This is a genomic window from Klebsiella sp. A52 (genome assembly GCF_018388785.1).
Classification (GTDB): domain Bacteria; phylum Pseudomonadota; class Gammaproteobacteria; order Enterobacterales; family Enterobacteriaceae; genus Klebsiella; species Klebsiella aerogenes.
This window is the reverse complement of sequence record NZ_CP074437.1, coordinates 3,565,632-3,583,092: the sequence shown is the minus strand read 5'-3', so window position 1 is coordinate 3,583,092 and position 17,461 is coordinate 3,565,632. Positions and strand designations below refer to the sequence as shown.

The 17,461-nt window shown below is 55.7% G+C and carries 14 protein-coding genes; 8 read left to right on the top strand and 6 right to left on the bottom strand.

Going from position 1 to position 17,461, the window contains the following annotated elements; all coding sequences use genetic code 11:
• Positions 1-177: 177 nt before the first annotated feature.
• The gene (locus tag KGA69_RS16890) at positions 178-1,677 is read right to left on the bottom strand and encodes an aldehyde dehydrogenase family protein (protein ID WP_045393844.1); all 1,500 of its coding nucleotides are present in this window, start codon (positions 1,675-1,677) and stop codon (positions 178-180) included.
• A 235-nt stretch (positions 1,678-1,912) separates the two neighbouring features.
• On the opposite strand from KGA69_RS16890, the gene feaR reads away from it, so the two are divergent.
• A complete protein-coding gene (feaR, locus tag KGA69_RS16885) occupies positions 1,913-2,821 on the top strand; it encodes a transcriptional regulator FeaR (protein WP_045393841.1) in 909 nt (302 codons plus the stop codon).
• Here feaR and KGA69_RS16880 read toward each other — a convergent pair whose 3' ends face one another.
• From KGA69_RS16880 to KGA69_RS16870, 3 genes are read right to left on the bottom strand one after another with little or no spacing between them, the layout of a single operon-like run.
• Complete coding sequence (locus KGA69_RS16880) at positions 2,822-3,145, bottom strand: YdbL family probable chaperone protein (protein WP_047048925.1); 324 nt, start codon at positions 3,143-3,145, stop codon at positions 2,822-2,824.
• Between the two features lie 7 nt (positions 3,146-3,152).
• Positions 3,153-3,338 (bottom strand): YnbE family lipoprotein, encoded by a 186-nt coding sequence (locus tag KGA69_RS16875; RefSeq protein WP_015366326.1) that lies wholly within the window; start codon positions 3,336-3,338, stop codon positions 3,153-3,155.
• Positions 3,335-5,968, bottom strand: a complete 2,634-nt coding sequence (locus KGA69_RS16870; protein WP_213292492.1) for a YdbH family protein — start codon at positions 5,966-5,968, stop codon at positions 3,335-3,337. Before KGA69_RS16870 ends, KGA69_RS16875 begins: the two co-directional genes overlap by 4 nt.
• A 186-nt stretch (positions 5,969-6,154) precedes the next feature.
• Between KGA69_RS16870 and KGA69_RS16865 the strand changes: the two genes are divergently transcribed.
• The 3 genes from KGA69_RS16865 (at position 6,155) to hslJ (ending at position 8,339) form a co-directional block, all read left to right on the top strand.
• On the top strand, positions 6,155-6,655 hold the full coding sequence (locus KGA69_RS16865) for a DedA family protein (protein WP_032708230.1): 501 nt from the start codon (positions 6,155-6,157) through the stop codon (positions 6,653-6,655).
• 146 nt (positions 6,656-6,801) lie between these two features.
• Positions 6,802-7,791, top strand: a complete 990-nt coding sequence (locus KGA69_RS16860; RefSeq protein ID WP_032711778.1) for a 2-hydroxyacid dehydrogenase — start codon at positions 6,802-6,804, stop codon at positions 7,789-7,791.
• A gap of 125 nt (positions 7,792-7,916) precedes the next feature.
• Positions 7,917-8,339, top strand: coding sequence for a heat shock protein HslJ (gene hslJ / locus KGA69_RS16855; RefSeq protein ID WP_032711779.1), 423 nt, complete (start codon positions 7,917-7,919; stop codon positions 8,337-8,339).
• A 16-nt stretch (positions 8,340-8,355) separates the two neighbouring features.
• On the opposite strand, the gene KGA69_RS16850 is transcribed toward hslJ, so the two are convergent.
• On the bottom strand, positions 8,356-8,622 hold the full coding sequence (locus KGA69_RS16850; protein ID WP_032711780.1) for a putative hemolysin: 267 nt from the start codon (positions 8,620-8,622) through the stop codon (positions 8,356-8,358).
• 655 nt (positions 8,623-9,277) lie between these two features.
• Between KGA69_RS16850 and nifJ the strand changes: the two genes are divergently transcribed.
• From nifJ to ttcA, 4 genes are all read left to right on the top strand, one after another.
• Positions 9,278-12,805 carry a pyruvate:ferredoxin (flavodoxin) oxidoreductase gene (nifJ, locus tag KGA69_RS16845; protein ID WP_045397464.1) on the top strand — a complete coding sequence of 1,176 codons (3,528 nt, stop codon included), beginning with the start codon at positions 9,278-9,280 and terminating at the stop codon, positions 12,803-12,805.
• Between the two features lie 361 nt (positions 12,806-13,166).
• Positions 13,167-14,309, top strand: coding sequence for a porin OmpC (gene ompC, locus KGA69_RS16840; RefSeq protein ID WP_045397467.1), 1,143 nt, complete (start codon positions 13,167-13,169; stop codon positions 14,307-14,309).
• Between the two features lie 144 nt (positions 14,310-14,453).
• Positions 14,454-14,888 carry a universal stress protein UspF gene (uspF, locus tag KGA69_RS16835; RefSeq protein ID WP_015366316.1) on the top strand — a complete coding sequence of 145 codons (435 nt, stop codon included), beginning with the start codon at positions 14,454-14,456 and terminating at the stop codon, positions 14,886-14,888.
• A gap of 214 nt (positions 14,889-15,102) precedes the next feature.
• On the top strand, positions 15,103-16,038 hold the full coding sequence (gene ttcA / locus KGA69_RS16830) for a tRNA 2-thiocytidine(32) synthetase TtcA (RefSeq protein WP_015366315.1): 936 nt from the start codon (positions 15,103-15,105) through the stop codon (positions 16,036-16,038).
• Between the two features lie 48 nt (positions 16,039-16,086).
• On the opposite strand, the gene dbpA is transcribed toward ttcA, so the two are convergent.
• Positions 16,087-17,460, bottom strand: coding sequence for an ATP-dependent RNA helicase DbpA (gene dbpA, locus KGA69_RS16825; RefSeq protein ID WP_213292491.1), 1,374 nt, complete (start codon positions 17,458-17,460; stop codon positions 16,087-16,089).
• Position 17,461: the final 1 nt, after the last annotated feature.

Sequence of the window (17,461 nt, the reverse complement as noted above, 5' to 3'; positions counted from 1 at the left end):
TATGTGCGCCTTCTCCGGGCTACCAAATCGCACAGCGCTGTAGCCCCGGTAAGCGGCAGCGCCACCGGGGGGTTTTGAGATCACCAGCACCAGTAGTGTCAGCCAGCGTGGTGAATAAATTAAAGGCAGGCCGCACGAACCGTAGGTCGGATAAGCGTAGCGCCATCCGACAAAAAATCAGTAGCGCACGCACACCGATTTGGTTTCGCACCAGTCGTCCAGCCAATCCGGACCAAAATCGCGCCCGGTACCGGACTGCTTCATCCCGCCGAACGGCAGGTTGGCATCAATCAGCGTATGGCTGTTGACCCATACTGTACCGGCCTGCAGACGATCGGTATAGTTCAGCGCCTGAGTCAGGTCGCGGGTCCAGACGCTGGCGGTGAGGCCAAAATCACTGTCGTTGGCTAAGCGTAGCGCCTCTTCGCCATCGGCGACGCGCACCAGGTTCACCACCGGGCCAAACACCTCTTCGCGATTCAGGCGCAGCCCGGCATCCGGATTAATCACCAGCGTCGGCGCAATATAAAAACCGTTACCATTCGGCCCAACGTTACCGCTGATCAGCTCGGCGTTTTGCTTACGCGCTTCGTCCAGATAAGCGGCCACTTTGGCGCAGTGCGCCTGCGACACCACCGGGTTAATTTGCGTCGTTTCAACCATTCCCGGCCCCACCTGCAGCGACTTGACCGCCTGCTCAAAGCCAGCGACCAGGTTATCAAACAGCGGCGCTTCGATATAGATCCGCGAACTGGCGGCGCATACCTGCCCCTGATTGAGGAAACTTCCGGTCATTAACCCTTCAATCACCCACTGCGGATCGGCATCTTTCAGCACGATGGCCGGGTTTTTGCCGCCGAGTTCAAGGGTTACACGGGTCAGGCGATCGGCCGCCGCGCGGGCAATCTGTTTGCCGGTGGCGGTCGAACCGGTGAAGCTCACTTTCGCCACCTGCGGATGGGTCGTTAAGGCCGCCCCGCACTCGGCGCCGCTACCGGTGACGACGTTAAAGACGCCGTCCGGGATCCCGGCCTCCGTGGCCAGCTCCGCGACTCGCAGCAGGGTTAACGGCGTGGTCTCAGAGGGTTTAATCACAATGGAACAACCGGAGGCCAGCGCCGGCATCACCTTCCACATGCCGATCATCAGGGGGAAGTTCCAGGGAACAATCCCCGCCACCACCCCAACCGGCTCTTTACGGGTCCACGCCTGATAGCGCGCGCCTTCCGGGAACGGAATGGAAACGTCCAGCGTACGGCCGCTGATTTTAGTGGTCAATCCGGCGGTGTAGCGCATCCAGTTGAGGGTGCAACCGACTTCAAACGCGCGCGAAATATTGATCGACTTCCCCTGTTCAAGGGTTTCGAGCTGCGCCAGCTCTTCACCATGCTGTTCCACCAGATCGGCGAAACGTAGCAGGATCCGTTCGCGGTCGGCCGGCGTTCGCCCGGCCCAGCTACGGGCGACAAAAGCGCGCCAGGCGGACATCACCGCGCGGTCAACGTCGGCGGCATTAGCATCTGCCGTAGTGGCAATCGCCTGGCCGGTGGCCGGGTCCCAGACGGTTAAGCGTTTTTCGCTCTGTGCCGCCTGCTGGTTGCCATCAATATATAAGCCATGCTGTCTGTCGAGAAATTGCTGTACGCTGGCGAGCAGCGCGACCTGTGATGTGGACATGCGACTTCCTTATTGTTCGCGGATAGTGCACACAGTCTAGGACGGGTCAGCCATTTGCGCTTTTTTCTCTGTGACAATCATTTTTGCCGCTGTGACAGGTCCCGCAATTAAGCACCCTGGCAGGCGGCGAAATGTGCCGTAGGTAATAGTTCTTTCATATACTCCACGCTGCGCTCTTGCCACTCACGGCGTAAATGCAACAATACAGAAACATTATTTTTACAGGGTGCAGACGATGGCGACGGTAGAAAGCGGGCAGGACTATCAGCGTTGGTTAGCGAAGATTAATCAGGTATGCGGCCATTTTGCCGCCCGTCCGCTGGAAGGCGCGTTCCATGGCGAGATTGATGCAAGCTATACCGGCAGCCTCAAAGTCAGTACCGTCACCGCCCGCGGCGTCAATCTTTACCGCACCCGTAATGAAATTAAACGCGACAACGACGCCTGGTTCTATACCGTTTTTCAGCTCGAGGGCCAGGCGGCTATCGAGCAGGACGAGCGCCAGGTAGTGCTTGAGGCCGGCGATATCACGCTCATTGATGCCTCACGTCCCTGCTCTATATTCTGGCAACAAACGTCAAAACAGGCTTCGCTGCTGCTGCCCCGCCAGCTTGTGGAAAGCCAGCTGCACGGCAGCGACATCAGCATCGCCACCCGGCTGAATAAAACGCTGCCGATGGTCCAGCTTAGCCAACGGCTGCTGCAAGAAAGTATGCGCAGCCCGGCGCTCTCAGAAAGCGAAGGCGAAGCGGCGCTGGAGGCTATCGTCTGTCTGCTGCGGCCAATGCTGCAGCAGCATGACGCGCCGCCGACGCGCCGGGACAAGCAATTTCAAAAAATCATGGCGTTGATAGATGAGTCGATACAGTCGGAGCAGCTGCGTCCGGAGTGGCTGGCCGGGGAAACCGGCATGTCGGTACGCAGCCTGTACCGCCTGTTTGCCGATAAGGGGCTGGTGGTCGCGCAGTATATTAAGAACCGGCGTCTCGACCTGTGCGCACGGGCGCTACAAAACGCTCATGATGAAGAGAAGCTGGCGGGAATTGGCTACAGTTGGGGCTTTACCGACCATAGCCATTTTTCGACAGCGTTTAAGCAGCGCTTCGGCGTATCGCCCGGCGAATACCGTAAGCGCTATCGGTAACTATTTGCGCAGCCATTTGCCGTTAATACCCTGCACATATTCCCCCGGCTGCGCCCGGGCGACCAGCTTCTGCCCGGCCATTTTCGCCACTTCATCCACCGGCAGATTATTGTCATCCGCCAGTTGCTGATAGCTTTCGCTGCGCGCGGCATTAATCTGTTTAACTAACGCCAACGTCTGCGCATCCTGTTTCAGCGGCGCCAGGTAGCCGTTCAGCGTTTCCCCCACCCGCCCCTGCGCCCGCGCCTCATTCAAGGTCAGCGCCAGCGCCGGGCTACTCAACAGCATTAACGCCAGGGTGGCTGTCAGCAGTCGTTTTTTCATTATCGCCTCAGAACAGATCGCTACGCGACTTCAGTAGATTTTCGACGTCCTTATCCACCTTAATATGAATCTCATGCTCAATTTTGACATTCATATTGATGGTGATCGGCTCCTTGGACGCGGCGATTTCAATACGCGGCGTACAGCCTGCCAGCAGCAGGGTCGCCAGCGCCGCGGCGAACAGTTTTATCATTTTGGTTCCTTACATGTATCCGTACAGCGCGGGGCGGGCAGTTTCGCATTCTGCTCAAGCCATGCCTGCAAATTATCGCCGAAGCGCAAGCTGCGCCACAGATCGAAAATATTCTCTTCATGGGTATAGTTTAAATGCACGGTGCTGCTTTTTCCGTCCACCCGGCTGGTGCCGCTAATCGCCGCGCTCATCGTCAGCTTGCCGAGATTATCAAGGTTGATACGCGTCCAGGATTTCGAGACTTCCATATAGCGCAGCCAGTTGATCGCCGCGCCGGCGGAAACGTTGTCGGCCACCAGCGCATCGGCGGTATCTTTATCCAGACGCATGGTCATCGGGCCGGGGTTGCTAAACCAGCCGTCTTTAATAATCCACTGATCGTTGTTCAGCCATAACGGTAACGCGCCGTTAAACGCGCCAGACACCGCAAACTGTTTTACTTTGATGGCGCTGATTAATTCACTACTGGAGATATTCTGCAGACGCAGTAGCGCCGGCTGATGCTGCGGCATCCTTAGCTGCTGCATGGTCAGCTTGCCGCCAAGGATATCAACATTGACGTTGCTCAATTCCAGCGGATCCTGCTCGCTCCAGGGCCATGTTCCCTGGAGATCGGCGCTGAGATTTTTGGCGGTAAACTGGTTGACGATTTCGCCAATGCGCAGCGAAACCGGACGGCGGGTACCGAGCTGCCAGCTTCCGCCGCTGAAGCGGAATGGCAGAACAAAGTCGACGCCGTTGATCTGGTTGTCCGGCATCCAGGCGCTACCGCCTTTTAAGACGCCGTGGCCCCCGGCCTCAAAACCCTGCCCGGCTGCCGCGGAAAATGCTACCTGCGCATACATATCACCTTCACGCAGGGTCATTTTCCAGTCCGGCGGGATCAGCGGCTGGAATACGCTTAGCGACTGTTTCGGCCACCAGGCCTGGCCACGCAGGCGTTCGCCGTCCCAACGGCCGGTCAGACGAATCGGGCCGATTTTCTCCGCGTGTAATGAGCCGTTAAACAGGAACCAGGTCGGATCGCGGCCATCAATATTGAACTTGAGCGTTGACGGCGGCAGAACGCTGCCGCCGCTGAAAGTGGTTTTACCGGCATCAAGCGACAACGCGCCGCTGAATTTTGGATGCTGTTCATTGCGCAGCCAGTGAATGGGTTTATCGAGGGTCAGGCGCGGCGTGCTGACCAGCATGGTGCCGTACTGTAGCTTATCGAACCCGGTCGACAGGCTGTTAAGAATAATGGCGCTGTCCCGCCACTCGCCGGCGCCCTTCACATCCCAGCGCGCCTGCATCGGCGTAAAGTGACCATCTCCCCAGTATCGCCACGACCAGCGACCGCGGTCGGGCATAAAGTTGTCGGCTTGCCCATCCAGGTGCAGGATGAAATCGCCCATTTCCTGTTCGTGGGCGCGCAGTATCGCCTGCAGGCGGCCATCCACCCCCTGCTGAGTCACTTTCACTCCCGCCAACGGCAGGCGGATCTCATCGATATTCAGCGAGTCAATCACCCGCCCGCGCGATCGCAGCAGCGCGCCGGGATGAAAAGCCAGCTCAGGCGTCGTTAGCGGCCCGCTGAGTTTGGCGGGCAGCACGGCGTAAAAAATCATATCGTCGAGCTTGGCTTCGCCGGTCAGGCTGAGCGGCATGTCGCTGTGATCCATGCTTAGCTTACCTGGACCAATGTTCAGCACGGCGTTCCCCTTACCGGCTTCACCGTGCGTTAACACATTGAGCCGGCCGCTGATTTCCATCTCTTCGGTGCCTTTTTGCCAGTCGCCAACCGATAGCGCCACCCGCCCGCTAAGCGGATAGCCGGCATAAACCGCGTTCCAGCGCCCGTCGCTGATGGTGATACGTTCCGGGGTTATCTCCCACGGCAGGTCGAGCATCGGCTCAACCTCACCGCGCGGCGTGACCAGCAGCTGGCCGCGATTTTTCTGCCATTCCAGTTCCGCATCCACCAGACCCGGCGTTTGCGGGAATTCGAAAGTGCTGACCAGATGACCATCGACCGGTAGGCCATCCGGCACCAGCGGCATTTCGAATTCACCGACCAGCTTAACCGGCGCCTGATCTTCCACCAGCCGCGCGCTAAAATTGCTGACCATTAAGGTCTGGCCGCGCAGTTTCGCCTGTAGCGTGACCTCTTTGCCTGAATAACCGATATCCTGCTGCCCAGGCGTCAACGACATCACCAGTTTTCCCTGCCATTTTTCCCACGGCGACAGGCGCAGATTGTCGATAGTTAACCAGCTATATGGCAGCATTGATTGCCACTCGGCGAGGGTTCGCGGCGCGCCGGAGAGCGGTTCGCTGGAGGGGATCTTAGCCAGGCAGGCGCTATTGATATCCAGTTCACTCAGGTGTAACCGCCAGCGGCTGGGATGGGTAAGACGCGCGTTGCTGACGCGAGCAATTTCACAATCGCCCACCAGGTAGCGTAAATCGGGGATAACCAACGAGGAGCGCGTCAGGCGCGGACTTTCGCCAAGCGAGATCCGCGTGCCGACCGGCAGCCAGATACCCGCCAGCGTCGGAACCCAATGCGTTAATGTGGCCAGCAGGGCCAACGGCAGCAAAATTAGAGCTAATAACAGCGCAAGAGCGGCTTTATATTTACCCTTCATGGGCAGTCAAATCCTGATTCTAAGTAAAAGCCGATAAGTGCCTATTGTGGCACGTTCGACCCGCGAGTGAAAGTTAACGTCCAGATTAAGGATAGCCGCACTCATTTCTGCTGAAAAAATATTTAGTCTTCGTTTAAATTATGCCTGCGACACTTGGAAAAACAGGTAATAAGGAGCCGTTATTCCGTGGAGCTCATTATCTCGCTGATCGAACGCGCGCAGAGCCACTATTCATTGGTATTACTGATTGTTTTCCTGCTGACCTTCAGTAAATCCTGCGCCCTCATCTCTTTTGTGATCCCCGGGACCTCCGGTTTGCTGGTGCTCGGGGCGTTGGCGTCAACCAGTATCGGTCATTTCTTGCTAATGTGGCTAAGCGCCAGCCTCGGCGCAATCGGCGGATTCTGGCTCTCATGGCAAATTGGCCGTCGCTATCAGCATCATCTGCAGCGTCTGCGCTGGCTCAGCGCCGAACGAGTGCTGCGCAGCCAGCTATTCCTGCGCCGTCACGGCGGTTGGGCGGTATTCTTTGGCCGCTTTCTGTCGCCGCTGCGAGCAACGTTACCGCTGGTTACCGGCGCCAGCGGTACGCCGCTATGGCGTTTTCAGGTGGCCAACGTTGCATCGGGTTTACTCTGGCCATTTATCCTGCTGGCGCCGGGAGCATTTAGCCTTAGTTTTTGGTGAAACGTATTGTCTTTTAAAGAGATTTCTTAAGACTGCGATATGCTCTAGAATTAATATCATAACCTGATGATTAAACTAATTTTTAATATTTGTAAGATTATTTTAATTATGCTACCGTGACGGTATTATCACTAGAGGAAAGCCTTATGAAAATCGCTGTTTATAGTACCAAGCAGTACGATAAAAAGTATCTGCAGCATGTTAACGACGCATACGGCTTTGAACTGGAATTTTTCGACTTCCTGCTGACCGAAAAGACCGCAAAAACGGCCAACGGTTGTGAAGCGGTATGTATCTTCGTTAACGACGACGGTAGCCGTCCGGTGCTGGAAGAGCTGAAAGCCCACGGCGTGAAATACATCGCGCTGCGCTGCGCCGGGTTTAACAACGTCGATCTTGACGCTGCTAAAGAGCTGGGTCTGCGCGTCGTGCGCGTTCCGGCCTACTCGCCGGAGGCCGTAGCAGAACACGCCATCGGTATGATGATGTCCCTGAACCGCCGTATCCACCGTGCTTACCAACGTACCCGCGATGCCAACTTCTCGCTGGAAGGGCTGACCGGCTTCACGATGTACGGTAAAACCGCGGGAGTGATCGGCACCGGTAAAATCGGCGTCGCGACGCTGCGGATCCTTAAAGGTTTCGGTATGCGCCTGCTGGCGTTTGATCCCTATCCGAGCGCGGCGGCGCTGGATCTCGGCGTTGAATATGTCGACCTGCCGACGCTGTACGCGCAGTCCGACGTTATCTCGCTGCACTGCCCGCTTACCGACGAAAACTATCACCTGCTCAATCAGGCAGCCTTCGATCAGATGAAAGACGGCGTGATGGTCATTAATACCAGCCGCGGCGCGCTAATCGATTCTCAAGCGGCTATCGACGCGCTGAAGCATCAGAAAATCGGCGCGCTGGGAATGGACGTGTATGAAAATGAACGCGATCTGTTCTTTGAAGATAAATCGAACGATGTCATTCAGGATGACGTGTTCCGCCGGCTCTCCGCCTGCCACAACGTGTTGTTTACCGGCCACCAGGCGTTCCTGACGGCTGAAGCGCTGATCGGTATTTCCGAAACAACGTTGAGTAATCTTCAGCAGGTTGCTAAGGGCGAAACCTGCCCGAACGCGCTGGTCTAAGCTTCTTTCCCCTTTTGTGCTCCCCGTTAGCGGGGGGCACATTCAGACAATCCCCACAGATCCTGCCTGCATTACAGTTACACTGTTTTTCGTTTTATTGATATGACAAATGTTTTGGAGTACGAATGAATAAGTTTGCTGCACTGCTGGCGGCGGGAATGCTGCTATCGGGCTGCGTATACAACAGTAAAGTTTCTACCAACGCCGAACAACTGCAACATCATCGTTTTGTGCTGACCAGCGTTAACGGCCAGGCGCTGCCGACAGGCCAGACGCCACCGCCGGAAATTAGCTTCGGCGAAAAAATGTATGTGTCAGGCACGATGTGCAACGGCTTCAGCGGCCAGGGCAAGCTGTCTGACGGCGAGCTAAAAGTTGAACAGCTGGCGATGACGCGTAAGCTGTGCGCGGATCCGCAACGGAACGCGCTGGATAATACCCTCAGCAAAATGCTGCGCGATGGCGCGCAGGTCGATCTGACGGAGAATCAGCTCACGCTGGCGACCGCCGACCAATCACTGGTGTATAAACTCGCCGATTTAATGTAGCGAGACGCGTTGCGTATTAGTAGTTTCCGCAGCTTCCGCCCGCTAATGCCTGCTCGCTGCAGCGTTTACCATTCGGTAGCGCGCACATGCCAATAGCGCTGCCATCAAGCTGGCGGGCAACGGATAATGAACCGCCAACCATCGCGCAATTCGCCTGGCCGCTGTCGCTCATCGCCGCGCGCATGCCGGGCGGTACGTGTGCCGCGGTGGCCTGTTGCACCGGCTCGTTGCTACAAGCCGACAGTAATAACGCAGCGCACCCCACTAAAAACGCAGCTCGCATCCTCTCCCCCTTTCAGAAACATCTTAGAATAAACAAACTCAAGAATAATAGGCAGCGCAGCGCCTGCCGTCGAGAGGCGAAATACGTATTTATGCGCCTCATTAACATTTTCTAGCAAATTTTCCGCTTAAAGCTTGATCTCGGCAGGCAAAGCGCCTTACCAGCGAGGCTTTCATCCCAGCCCGAAATATTTTCCCGACGAAAAAATCACGGTTGCAGCGACCGGGCGGCATAGTTTGCACATGATGATTGCGGTGCCGGGTGCCTCCCGGTGAATTAGCCAGTTCGAGCTAATTCGCGTGCTAATTTTCGCCAACAGGGAACTGAACTGAACGCTCCGCCGCAGAGGGGAATTCACCGCAGCAAATAAATAGCACGCGATTGCCGGTTGGCTAAAAGCTATTAAATTTAAAAATATATTTTGCTTTGTTTAAGCGATGCATCGCCGGTATCCGTCACTACCTTTTGAGCTCTCTGGTCAGCCACTTTTCTGTTTTTCCGCCAAAAAATTGATCCAAACATAGATAAGGACATTCCCAAGGACACAAATGCGAAAATGGTCGCGGCGGGCGTTTGCTAAAATATGGAAATAACAACAGGACTCGTCGCCGTTTCACGAGTCCCTTCTTTTTGCGCAATGTAAGGGTGTCTTCTTATGATTACGATTGACGGTAATGGCGCGGTCGCTTCAGTCGCGTTTCGCACGAGTGAAGTTATCGCCATCTACCCGATTACGCCCAGTTCAACGATGGCGGAGCAGGCCGACGCCTGGTCTGGCGATGGGCTGAAAAACGTCTGGGGGGACGTCCCCCGCGTGGTCGAAATGCAGTCGGAAGCCGGGGCTATCGGCGCCGTGCACGGCGCGCTGCAGACCGGCGCCCTTTCCACTTCCTTTACGTCATCGCAGGGCCTGCTGCTGATGATCCCGACGCTGTACAAGCTGGCCGGCCAGTTGATGCCTTTTGTCCTGCATGTCGCCGCCCGTACCGTCGCCACTCATGCGCTGTCAATTTTCGGCGATCATTCCGACGTGATGGCCGTGCGTCAGACCGGCTGCGCGATGCTCTGCGCCAGCAGCGTCCAGGAAGCGCAGGACTTCGCGCTGATTTCCCATATCGCCACGCTGCAAAGCCGCGTGCCGTTTATTCATTTCTTTGATGGTTTCCGCACCTCGCACGAAATCAACAAAATCGCTCCGCTGGCGGATGACACCATTCGTTCCCTGCTGCCGCAGGATAAAATCGCCGAGCATCGCCAACGCGCCCTTAACCCGGAGCATCCGGTCATTCGCGGCACCTCCGCCAATCCCGACACTTATTTCCAGTCCCGTGAAGCAACCAACCCTTGGTACGACGCGGTGTACGAGCACGTTGAAACGGCGATGAATGATTTCGCCGCCGCCACCGGTCGCCAGTACAAACCGTTCGAATTTTACGGTCATCCGCAGGCGGAACGAGTTATTGTCATCATGGGGTCCGCTATCGGTACCTGTGAAGAGGTCGTTGATGAACTGCTGAGCCGTGGGGAAAAAGTCGGTGTGCTGAAAGTTCGCCTCTATCGCCCGTTCTCCGCCGCGCATCTGCTGCAGGCCTTACCGGAAAGCGCCCGCGCGGTTGCCGTACTGGATCGCACCAAAGAACCCGGCGCGCTGGCCGAACCGCTATACCTCGATGTTATGACCGCACTGGCGGAAGCCTTCAACCGCGGCGAGCGCGAAACGCTACCGCGTACTATTGGCGGCCGTTATGGTCTCTCGTCCAAAGAGTTTGGCCCGGAATGCGTGCTGGCTATCTTCAATGAATTACAAGCCGCACAGCCCAAGCCTCGTTTTACCGTTGGCATTTACGATGATGTGACGAACCTTTCGCTGCCGCTGGCGGAAAACACGTTACCTGCGGAAGCGAAGCTGGAAGCGCTGTTTTACGGCCTCGGCAGCGACGGTAGCGTCTCGGCGACCAAAAACAATATCAAGATTATCGGCAACTCCACGCCGTGGTTCTCGCAGGGCTATTTTGTCTATGATTCGAAGAAGGCCGGCGGCCTGACCGTCTCGCACCTGCGCGTTAGCGAAAAACCGATCCGCTCGTCGTATTTGATCTCACAGGCCGATTTCGTTGGCTGCCACCAGCTGCAATTTATCGATAAATATCAGATGGTAGAGCGGTTGAAGCCCGGAGGCATTTTCCTGCTCAATACGCCCTACAGCGCTGATGAGGTATGGTCCCGCCTGCCGCAGGAAGTACAGGCCGCGCTGAATCAAAAGCAAGCGCGCTTTTATGTGGTTAACGCGGCGAAAATCGCCCGCGAGTGCAGCCTTGGCGCGCGCATCAACACCGTTATGCAGATGGCTTTTTTCCATTTAACCCAAATCCTGCCGGGCGACAGCGCGCTGGCCGAACTGCAGGGTGCGATTGCCAAAAGTTATAGCAGTAAAGGTCAGGAGCTGGTGGAACGCAACTGGCAGGCGCTGGCGCTGGCCCGCGAATCGCTGGCGGAAGTGCCGCTGCAGCCGGTTAACGCCAGCAGCCCTAATCGTCCGCCAGTGGTCTCCGATGCCGCGCCGGACTTTGTCAAAGCCGTCACCGCGGCGATGCTTGCCGGTCTTGGCGATGCGCTGCCGGTCTCCGCGCTGCCGCCAGATGGTACCTGGCCCATGGGCACAACCCGTTGGGAAAAACGCAACATTGCCGAAGAGATCCCTATCTGGAAGGAGGAGCTGTGCACCCAGTGCAACCACTGCGTCGCCGCCTGTCCGCATTCGGCAATCCGCGCCAAAGTGGTCTCACCGCAAGAGATGGAAAACGCCCCTGCCAGCCTGCACTCGCTGGATGTGAAATCACGCGATATGCGCGGGCAGAAGTACGTTTTGCAGGTCGCGCCGGAAGATTGCACCGGCTGCAACCTGTGCGTCGAAGTGTGTCCGGCGAAAGATCGCCAGAATCCTGACATCAAGGCCATCAATATGATGTCGCGCCTTGAGCACGTTGAAGAAGAGAAAGTCAATTATGATTACTTCCTCAATCTGCCGGAAATCGATCGCACGAAACTTGAGCGCATTGATATTCGTACCTCGCAGCTGATTAGTCCGCTGTTTGAATACTCCGGCGCCTGCTCCGGCTGCGGCGAAACGCCGTATATCAAGCTGTTGACCCAGCTGTATGGCGATCGGATGTTGATTGCCAACGCCACCGGCTGTTCCTCTATTTACGGCGGCAACCTTCCCTCAACGCCTTATACCACTGACGCTAACGGCCGCGGTCCGGCGTGGGCCAACTCGTTGTTTGAAGACAACGCCGAATTCGGCCTGGGCTTCCGCTTAACCGTCGATCAACACCGCCAGCGCGTAATGCGGCTGTTGAGCGAATTTGCCGATAAGCTGCCGGCTGAACTGAATGCCGCGCTACATGCGCAAGCGTCGCCGGAAGCGCGCCGCGAACAGGTCGCCGAGCTGCGTCAGGCGCTGACGGGCGTCGCCGGAGCCGAAGAGCTGCTCACCGATGCGGATGCGTTAGTTGAGAAATCGGTCTGGCTTATCGGCGGTGATGGCTGGGCCTATGATATTGGCTTTGGCGGCCTTGACCACGTGCTGAGCCTGACGGAAAACGTCAATATCCTGGTACTCGATACCCAGTGTTATTCTAACACCGGCGGGCAGGCATCGAAGGCGACGCCGCTCGGCGCGGTCACCAAGTTTGGCGAGCACGGTAAACGTAAGGCACGCAAAGATCTCGGCGTGAGCATGATGATGTACGGTCATGTCTATGTGGCGCAGATTTCGCTCGGTGCGCAGCTTAACCAGACGGTGAAAGCCATTCAGGAAGCGGAAGCCTATCCGGGTCCTTCGTTGATTATCGCCTATAGCCCGTGCGAGGAGCACGGCTACGACCTGGCGCTAAGCCATGACCAGATGCGCCAGCTGACGGCCACCGGCTTCTGGCCGCTGTACCGCTTCGACCCGCGTCGCGCCGATGAAGGTAAGCTGCCGCTGGCGCTGGACTCACGCCCGCCGTCAGACGCGCTGGCTGAGACGCTGCTCAACGAGCAACGCTTCCGCCGCCTGAACGCCCAGCAGCCGGAAGTTGCCGAGCAGTTGTGGAAAGACGCGGCCGCCGACCTACAAAAACGCTATGACTTCCTGGCCCAGCTGGCAGGTAAAGCGGAGAAACCGACAACCGAAAGCTAAACCGGCTGACGCAAATCTGGTGCTATAAAAAAAGCCCGAATAGTAAATCTATTCGGGCTTGTCATTTTCCGACAAATTAATCATTCAATATGAATGAGACGGCAACAATATAAGGATTCAATGACAATAAAGGCATATAACGCAGTCAGAATACGATATTCAATCTGTATTGTATAATTTTTATTTTATATATTTACCCGCAAACCATTCATACGGAAAATTATCATTACTGTATATTTGTTTGCTTTAGAATTTACTTATATTGTAACAATTGATACTTATCATATCAGAATGCGCTCCTTTAGCATGGCCGTACTTCCACCCAGGAAGTTAAAACAAAAATAGTTAAAGGAATATCCAAATGAAAAGAAAAGCACTGGCATTGGTTATCCCGGCATTATTGGCTGCCGGCGCTGCTCACGCGGCAGAAATTTATAATAAAGATGGCAACAAATTAGATCTCTACGGCAAGGTAGACGGTTTACATTATTTCTCCAGCGACTCCAGCAAAGACGGCGACCAGACCTACCTGCGTTTCGGCTTTAAAGGTGAAACGCAAATTAACAATATGCTCACCGGCTATGGTCAGTGGGAATACAACGTTCAGGCCAACAACACCGAAAGCTCCGGCGATCAGGCATGGACTCGTCTGGCGTTCGCCGGGATCAAAGCGGGCGACTACGGTTCATTCGACTATGGCCGTAACTACGGCGTCCTGTACGACGTGGAAGCCTGGACCGATATGCTACCAGAGTTCGGCGGCGACTCTTATACCCAGTCCGACAACTTTATGACCGGCCGCGCCAACGGTGTCGCGACCTATCGTAACAGCGATTTCTTCGGCCTGGTTAACGGCCTGAACTTCGCGCTTCAGTATCAGGGTAAAAACGAAAACCAAGCCAGCCATGAATTTAACTCTTCCGCCAGCCAGGAAGGAACCGCTAACGGCGATGGCCGCAGCGTCAAAAACTCCAATGGCGACGGCTTCGGTATCTCCTCTACCTATGATTTAGGTATGGGCGTTAGCTTCGGCGCAGCCTACAGCTCTTCTGACCGTACCAACGAGCAGACCCATCAGTCTACCGCGGGCGGCGATAAAGCCGACGCCTGGACCGCAGGCGTTAAATATGATGCGAACAACATCTATCTGGCGACCATGTATTCCGAAACCCGTAACATGACGCCATACGGCAATCAGAATGGCACCATTGCTAACAAAACGCAGAACTTTGAAGTTACCGCACAGTACCAGTTCGATTTCGGCCTGCGTCCGGCAATTTCCTACCTGCAATCCAAAGGTAAAGATCTGGTCTACAAAGGTCAGTATGCCGATCAAGACCTGGTTAAATATATGGATGTCGGCGCGACCTATTACTTCAACCGTAATATGTCCACCTACGTTGATTACAAAATCAACCTGCTCGACGGCAATGACGACTTCTATAAAGACAACGGTATTTCTACCGACAATATCGTAGCACTGGGTCTGGTATATCAGTTCTAATGCTTGCGCCCGCCGTTCACGGCGGGCGTTTCACTTAAACCAACTATAAATTGCCGGTTGTCGTACCAATTTGTGATTCACGCAGTAGTAGAACCTCAATCCTGATGGCATACTGTTTTGGTGGTTATTAAAACAGGAGGTTTTATGAGTAGAATGATTCTGGTACCCATCGATATTTCTGATAAAGAATTTACTCAACGTGTGATCCGCCACGTTGAATCCGAAGCACGCGTCGATGACGCGCAGGTGCATTTCCTCACCGTTATCCCTTCGCTACCCTACTACGCCTCTCTGGGTATGGCCTATACCGCTGAACTGCCGGCAATGGATGAACTGCGCGCCGAATCGGAAGCGCAACTGCGCGAATTAGCCAAAGGCTTCGCCATTCCGGAAGACAGAATGCATTTCCACGTTGCCGAAGGCTCGCCAAAAGATAAGATCCTGGCGCTGGCTAAATCGCTGCCCGCCGACCTGGTCATTATCGCCTCGCATCGCCCGGACATCACCACTTATCTGCTCGGCTCTAACGCCGCGGCGGTAGTGCGCCATGCCGAGTGCTCGGTACTGGTCGTCAGATAATCGCAAAGCCCGCCGCCCGGCGGGCTTTATTATCTTTACTCCTCGCGGATTAAAGTGCCGGAAAGATGCTGACATTGCCCCCCCGAATCCGTACCATACACGCCACGGTTTTCTATCAGACCTCACTCATTGCTACGCGCCAGCGGGAATTGCTCCAGCGACTGGCACAACGCGTGCTCTTCTGATGCCACACTATGAATTGAGCCACTATTAAATGCTGCAAAATCAAGAAATTAGTAAAAAAGAAAAATACAACATCGACAAGCTGCAGAAACGTCTGCGCCGTAATGTCGGTGAGGCGATCGCCGACTTCAACATGATTGAAGATGGCGACCGTATTATGGTCTGTCTTTCCGGCGGCAAAGACAGCTATACCATGCTGGAAATTCTGCGCAGCCTGCAAAAAAGCGCGCCTATTTCTTTTTCGCTGGTAGCCGTTAACCTCGATCAGAAACAGCCGGGCTTCCCGGAGCACATTCTGCCGGCGTATCTGGAACAGCTGGGCGTTGAGTATAAGATTGTCGAAGAGAACACTTACGGCATCGTTAAAGAGAAAATCCCGGAAGGCAAAACCACTTGCTCACTGTGCTCTCGTCTGCGCCGCGGCATTCTCTACCGTACGGCGACCGAACTGGGCGCGACCAAAATCGCGCTCGGCCATCACCGCGACGATATCCTGCAGACGCTGTTCCTCAACATGTTCTACGGCGGCAAAATGAAAGGTATGCCGCCGAAGCTGATGAGCGATGACGGCAAGCATATCGTTATCCGCCCGCTGGCCTACTGCCGCGAAAAAGATATCGAACGCTTCTCGCAGGCCAAAGGCTTCCCGATCATTCCTTGCAACCTGTGCGGATCCCAACCTAACCTGCAGCGTCAGGTGATCGCCGATATGCTGCGCGATTGGGATAAACGCTATCCTGGCCGTATCGAAACCATGTTTAGCGCAATGCAGAACGTGGTGCCGTCGCACCTGAGCGACGTCAATCTGTTTGATTTTAAATCCATCACTCACGGATCTGCGGTGGTTGACGGCGGCGATCTGGCTTTTGACCGCGAAGAGATCCCGCTGCAGCCTGCGGGCTGGCAACCGGAAGAAGAAGACGCTCAGTTAGATGAACTGCGTCTGAATGTGGTTGAAGTAAAATAACAGGCAACACGTCTCCGGCAACCGCCGGAGACTGTCACTTGCCGCCCCTTACTTCAGCAGACGTACGCGGCAGGACTTGCCTTTAATCTTGCCGTTTTGCAACTGCTTATACGCCTTCTGCGCCACGCCCTGGCGGATAGCGACATAAACATGCGCGGGATGAACGTTAATCTTACCGATATCGGCGCCATCAAACCCCATATCGCCAGTTAACGCCCCCAGCACATCGCCCGGACGCATCTTCGCCTTCTTACCGCCATCGATACACAGGGTCGCCATCTCCGCCTGCAGCGGCGCAATATGATTACCCGCCGGCGCGTTAGCCCAGTTGAGTTTTATCTGCAGCATTTCGGCAAGAATGTTAGCGCGCTGCGCCTCTTCCGGCGCGCAGAAACTAATCGCCAGGCCGCTTTCGCCTGCGCGGGCGGTTCGCCCGATACGGTGGACGTGCACTTCAGGATCCCACGCCAGTTCAAAGTTAACCACCAGCTCCAGCGATTTGATATCCAGGCCGCGCGCCGCGACATCGGTCGCCACCAGTACGCGGGCGCTACCGTTAGCAAAACGTACCAACGTCTGATCGCGGTCACGCTGTTCCAGGTCGCCATGAAGCGACAGCGCGCTCTGGCCGGCAGCGTTCAATGCATCGCACACCGCCTGACAATCGCGCTTAGTATTACAAAATACCACGCAGGAAGCCGGCTGATGCTGGCTGAGCAATTTTTGCAGCAGCTTGATTTTACCGCTTTGCGAAACGTCGAAGAACTGCTGTTCAATAGACGGCAGCGCATCAACGCTATCGATTTCGATCGTCTGCGGATCCCGCTGCACCCGGCCGCTGATCGCGGCGATGGCTTCCGGCCAGGTCGCGGAGAACAGTAAAGTCTGGCGCGAAGCCGGCGCATAACGAATCACTTCATCGATAGCATCGCTGAAGCCCATATCAAGCATGCGATCGGCTTCATCCATAACCAGCGTCTGCAGCGCTTCCAGCGACATGGTCCCCTTCTGCAGGTGGTCAAGCAGGCGACCCGGCGTGGCGACAATAATATGCGGCGCATGCTGTAAGGAATCGCGCTGGGCGCCGAAAGGCTGGCCGCCGCAGAGGGTTAATATTTTAATATTTGGCAAAAAGCGCGCCAGGCGACGCAGTTCGCCAGCAACCTGATCCGCCAGTTCGCGGGTCGGGCACAGAACCAGTGACTGGGTCTGGAACAGACCGGCGTCAACGTGCTGCAGCAATCCCAGACCAAAGGCCGCCGTTTTACCGCTGCCGGTTTTCGCCTGTACGCGCACATCCTTCCCAGCAAGGATTGCCGGCAACGCGGCGGCCTGCACCGGCGTCATCGCGTGGTATCCCAGTTCGTTAAGGTTGTTCAGTTGAGCTTCGGGCAAAAGGTTCAGTGTTGAAAAAGCGGTCACA

What these genes read in the sequence shown, in the direction of transcription:
- feaR (WP_045393841.1), top strand. Translation starts at nt 1,913, where the DNA reads ATGGCGACGGTAGAAAGCGGGCAGGACTATCAGCGTTGGTTAGCGAAG.
- KGA69_RS16850 (WP_032711780.1), bottom strand. Translation starts at nt 8,622, where the DNA reads ATGCGAGCTGCGTTTTTAGTGGGGTGCGCTGCGTTATTACTGTCGGCT.
- KGA69_RS16860 (WP_032711778.1), top strand. Translation starts at nt 6,802, where the DNA reads ATGAAAATCGCTGTTTATAGTACCAAGCAGTACGATAAAAAGTATCTG.
- hslJ (WP_032711779.1), top strand. Translation starts at nt 7,917, where the DNA reads ATGAATAAGTTTGCTGCACTGCTGGCGGCGGGAATGCTGCTATCGGGC.
- KGA69_RS16875 (WP_015366326.1), bottom strand. Translation starts at nt 3,338, where the DNA reads ATGATAAAACTGTTCGCCGCGGCGCTGGCGACCCTGCTGCTGGCAGGC.
- nifJ (WP_045397464.1), top strand. Translation starts at nt 9,278, where the DNA reads ATGATTACGATTGACGGTAATGGCGCGGTCGCTTCAGTCGCGTTTCGC.
- uspF (WP_015366316.1), top strand. Translation starts at nt 14,454, where the DNA reads ATGAGTAGAATGATTCTGGTACCCATCGATATTTCTGATAAAGAATTT.
- KGA69_RS16880 (WP_047048925.1), bottom strand. Translation starts at nt 3,145, where the DNA reads ATGAAAAAACGACTGCTGACAGCCACCCTGGCGTTAATGCTGTTGAGT.
- KGA69_RS16890 (WP_045393844.1), bottom strand. Translation starts at nt 1,677, where the DNA reads ATGTCCACATCACAGGTCGCGCTGCTCGCCAGCGTACAGCAATTTCTC.
- ttcA (WP_015366315.1), top strand. Translation starts at nt 15,103, where the DNA reads ATGCTGCAAAATCAAGAAATTAGTAAAAAAGAAAAATACAACATCGAC.
- KGA69_RS16870 (WP_213292492.1), bottom strand. Translation starts at nt 5,968, where the DNA reads ATGAAGGGTAAATATAAAGCCGCTCTTGCGCTGTTATTAGCTCTAATT.
- ompC (WP_045397467.1), top strand. Translation starts at nt 13,167, where the DNA reads ATGAAAAGAAAAGCACTGGCATTGGTTATCCCGGCATTATTGGCTGCC.